Source organism: Acinetobacter rongchengensis (assembly GCF_003611475.1).
Classification (GTDB): domain Bacteria; phylum Pseudomonadota; class Gammaproteobacteria; order Pseudomonadales; family Moraxellaceae; genus Acinetobacter; species Acinetobacter rongchengensis.
This window is the reverse complement of the sequence record NZ_RAXT01000108.1, coordinates 1-3,948: the sequence shown is the minus strand read 5'-3', so window position 1 is coordinate 3,948 and position 3,948 is coordinate 1. Positions and strand designations below refer to the sequence as shown.

Here is a 3,948-nt window from a genome sequence, read left to right as displayed (position 1 = left end):
TGCACAACTTCATCAATCAAATAAGCAACAGGACTTACAGATTGGCTTTTTGTGAAAGTCGGTGCACCAGCTTCAGCGATAAACTTCTCGCTAATCGGTTTTTTGATTTCTAAGCGATACACACGGCGCAGCTTGTTTAAGCAATCAGACATTGAGCCATCGCCAATACCGTGACGGGCTTTCTTGTTATCACGAGTCTTAAACGTGAAGTATGGAAAATGTTTGGCCATGACTGCAGTAATGTCTTTACCAACCAAGTAAATGTGGCTGTGTGTTTCGTAGAAGTGGGTAAATGACGTCTCTACGTGATAAGCAGCCAACAAGCTTTTTGCTTGAGGGTCAGTGATAACCGATTTAACTTGGTTAATCATTTTTTTGGCAATTGTTTTGTTATTCATGATGAACACCCTATAAATTTGATTAATTAGATTGAGTTAATGCAAGTTGCGTAAAAATACGTTTTAGGCACACTTTACATGTAACAAGGTGCGGTACCGTGTCCACGGTAACTTCACCTACTTTCATTTTGAATTCTTTCTTTGCTTCATCTGCAGGGAATAAGCCTCCAGCTGAGCACAAGTACTGGTTTTTCTCACGAACCAATTTAGATCCTGAGTAGTCTTCATCAAAAACCAAGTGAGTCACTGTATTTGATTTTTCACCATCGCCCCATGATCCAGCTGACAAGCCTGACATTACAATTTTTACACCAGTGAACCATTTGAACGGTAAAGCACTGAAGTTTTTCTTCTGATCGATAGCATCAAAGATCGGTTTAGCTTGTTGCAGCGCATTGAATAATTCAAACAATGCAGTAATTTTTTTCTTAGCATCCTGTTCAGCCTGGTTCCACTTGGTTTGCGCCTCATACTCAGCACGGGTATACCAGACCACTTGCCCATTTTTTGCATATAGCCAAAGTTTTTTACCAGTCATGAGATGGTTCACCATCGCATCGGGCATATCAAACATGAGGTTGTTAAATGACATAACTTTGTCATTCAGGTTGATAAAAGACTTTTTATCTTCAGGTAGTAGCACCGGCACTAACGTAGAGCGTACTAATGCTTCGTAGTTGTCAGTAGACATGCTAGAACGTGGGAAACTATGACCTGTAAACACTGGCTTAAGATAAGGGTTGTATGGCAACTCAGTTGCTAAAACCTTGGTGGACCATTCTTCCCACAAATTGAACTTTTTAGCTTGTTCAACCATATGGTGCAGATCTGCAGTAGAAATTCTAACTGATGGCATTGAAGGGTTATTTATTGATTCTGGCGCACGAGTTACACGAACAAGTTCTATAACTTCATGCGCTTCAATTGGACCATATTTGCGATCAAGGTTTTTGCTAAGTAATTCATTAATAGTAACCATTTCAACTCCAAGTTTTAAGCTTTCTGCTTCAATATGTTTATTTTAAGATAGAACCTAAACCAAAAACTTTTTTAAAATTATTTATTTTTATTATTGTTTTACTGGTCCTTGCTGCGACTTTTAACAGATAGCAGCTAAAAATAGTAATGAGGATGCTATTAAAATGATGGAAGCAATTAAGGTACCATACAAATAAGCATTGATCCTGGTGCGCCAGATCTAGCGCTGGCCACAACCAAATTTCTAAACCTTTTTTTAATCAATTAAAAAACATCGAATGCGGTTTTCAACTGCCAACCAGTGAAGCAATAGACATGCTTCACTGGTTGTTGTTATTAAGCTTCAGTCAATTCATTAATATCTAGGATATGAACGCCGTTTGATGTCAGTAGCCAACATGAGAGGGTATGTGCTTCAGTGACTTGAAGTATGAGGCTGTTAAGAGTGTCACTAGATTTTTTGCAGTAAAGGCAATCAGGTTCAGGATTGCTACCATCATCATCAATCAATGGCGTGTCAGCAATTAAGCGGTATGAAGCATACTTAATGATGTCAATATCATCGGCATTGATTGGCTCTTTTGAGCTTAGGCGTACTTGCTCTAAACTGAATGCTTCAGGTTCAATCCATTTAACCTTACTGGTGTTTTCAATCTGGTAACTTAACTGAGTGCCATCAGCAAAAAACACGACAAATTGACCATCTTCAATGTGCTGTACTTTAAAATTGCATGGAATGGTGAATGTGTTGTAGTAATTCATGGGGTTTCTCCAAGTTGTAGGCGTTGAGCCTAAGTTGATTAATCGTTTAAAACAGATTCGATAAAAGAGAGTATTTCAGCTTTAAGAGATGCTGAAATGGTTGCAGTATTTAACTGGCTTAAATACATATCAGCTTTGTCTTTTATTTCTTTTGACGTTGCGGTTTTACGAATTAAAACTAATGTATTCCACATATTAAAAGCCCTTTAGGATAGTGATTAAATCTATATTCATTATACAAAGCGCAATAGCTGTTTAATTTTTCTTAAAATTTAAAAATTCAAAACCTTTTTAATCAATTAAAAAAACATCGAATGCATTTTAAAAAATACCCAAAAGAAAAGGGATAAGGTTTTACGCTTATCCCTGTTTGGGTTTTAGATATGGCAATCAACAATCGTGATTATATAGTCGCTTGGAAAGCTCTTGAGCAAGGCTTGGTTTTTGTTTTCCCAATCTTCTTCCTTGCGAATATCCAGTCCAAACATGCCACACTCTGAACCTGTCCAGTCGCCTATTTCATCACCACTGGTCGCATCTAAGAAACAGTATGTACCGAATGGGTTTGCTGATTTTTTAGCTAGGAATTCTTCACGGCTCACCAAAAATTCATCAAATTCATGTCCGAATATGCCAAACAGGTTATCCGTATCACTGGCTTTCATTAATAAGATTGCATCTTGGTTATGATAGAAATTACGCTTATCGTTCACTGATTCGATTGATTCATCAGACCAAACATCAGCCCATGACCGCCAAGTACGTGAAGCATCACCGATACACTTCTCAAAATAGTCATAAACACGGTTAGCTTCGGTTTTTAAGCGGTTGATTTCGGTTTCAAAATCTAGCTCACCAATCGGGCAGCTATCCACTTTTCGTCCATCAAGACGCAACAGCATGTTTTTCCAACGTCCTCCGATTTCATACCAATCGTATTTCGGATTCGGGTTGGTGGTGGTGAAGTAATCGACCACTTTACCGTCAGCATCAAGCTCTATCCATTCTGTCCAACTTTCATCAGGTTTTTCACCTGTCAAAACAGTCGGCGTAACTTTTTCGTTATACCAGTTAATGAACTGTTGAAGCTCAAACACTTCAGTACATGGCACATCTTTTTGATGCCATTGAATGAACATGCCTAAATCACGAATGCGACTTGAGTACGTACCATCATCGTTTTTGACCTGTACCACTGATAAATGCTTACCGCCGTTCGGGAAGTCAGCAAAAATATCACCTTTGTTGTTTTTGATGGCATAAAGCTCTAAGTCTGTTGCATCACGCACGAAACGAGGGTCGTCAAGAAACGCATAGCGTTCTTCACCATCATCTATGATAGGCTTTGAGTTTTTCATCAAAGTGATTTCTGTCGATTCGTATTGGTCTTTAATTTCGTCCAATGATGATTCTGAAATGCAATATTTGTTTTTAATGCCTGAGCATTCAAATTCGTAAAATGGTTCTAGGGCATCTACAACATCACCATCAGGGGTGGTAACTACTGCAACTGTGAAATGTGACATTTTAAAATCTCCAAGTTTTGAGCCGTGTGCTCTACATCTGAGATTCCATAATAGTTATTAAGTGGCGTTTATAATTTTTTCCTTAAAATATTAATGAAGCTGAATTTAACAACGGTAGTGGTTCAGTAATTAAAATATTTTAATCAATTAAAATCACCGTATACGTTGAATAAAACTAATATCAATTATTTATATTTAATTAAATAAAATAAGGCTCACATATTAAAATAACCTGATTACATAGATCTATATCAAAAAAAGATGGCAATAATTAATAGTTGCCA

At 37.4% G+C, this 3,948-nt stretch carries 5 protein-coding genes; all 5 read right to left on the bottom strand.

The window, feature by feature from the left end:
- The coding region (locus D7V20_RS18695; protein WP_120365109.1) for a hypothetical protein at positions 1-398 on the bottom strand (398 nt) is incomplete at its 3' end.
- A gap of 22 nt (positions 399-420) precedes the next feature.
- Entirely contained in the window at positions 421-1,377 is a 957-nt protein-coding gene (locus D7V20_RS20240; RefSeq protein WP_227504909.1) for a hypothetical protein, read from the bottom strand.
- A gap of 335 nt (positions 1,378-1,712) precedes the next feature.
- On the bottom strand, positions 1,713-2,138 hold the full coding sequence (locus tag D7V20_RS18685; RefSeq protein WP_033917496.1) for a hypothetical protein: 426 nt from the start codon (positions 2,136-2,138) through the stop codon (positions 1,713-1,715).
- Positions 2,139-2,176: 38 nt separating this feature from the next.
- Positions 2,177-2,332 carry a hypothetical protein gene (locus D7V20_RS18680; protein ID WP_005006030.1) on the bottom strand — a complete coding sequence of 52 codons (156 nt, stop codon included), beginning with the start codon at positions 2,330-2,332 and terminating at the stop codon, positions 2,177-2,179.
- A 183-nt stretch (positions 2,333-2,515) separates the two neighbouring features.
- Positions 2,516-3,664 carry a hypothetical protein gene (locus D7V20_RS18675; RefSeq protein ID WP_058952573.1) on the bottom strand — a complete coding sequence of 383 codons (1,149 nt, stop codon included), beginning with the start codon at positions 3,662-3,664 and terminating at the stop codon, positions 2,516-2,518.
- Between the last annotated feature and the right edge of the window lie 284 nt (positions 3,665-3,948).

Bases quoted from the DNA above. Each gene is read 5' to 3' on its own strand.
- D7V20_RS18685 (WP_033917496.1), bottom strand. From the start codon at position 2,138: ATGAATTACTACAACACATTCACCATTCCATGCAATTTTAAAGTACAG.
- D7V20_RS18680 (WP_005006030.1), bottom strand. From the start codon at position 2,332: ATGTGGAATACATTAGTTTTAATTCGTAAAACCGCAACGTCAAAAGAA.
- D7V20_RS18675 (WP_058952573.1), bottom strand. From the start codon at position 3,664: ATGTCACATTTCACAGTTGCAGTAGTTACCACCCCTGATGGTGATGTT.
- D7V20_RS20240 (WP_227504909.1), bottom strand. From the start codon at position 1,377: ATGGTTACTATTAATGAATTACTTAGCAAAAACCTTGATCGCAAATAT.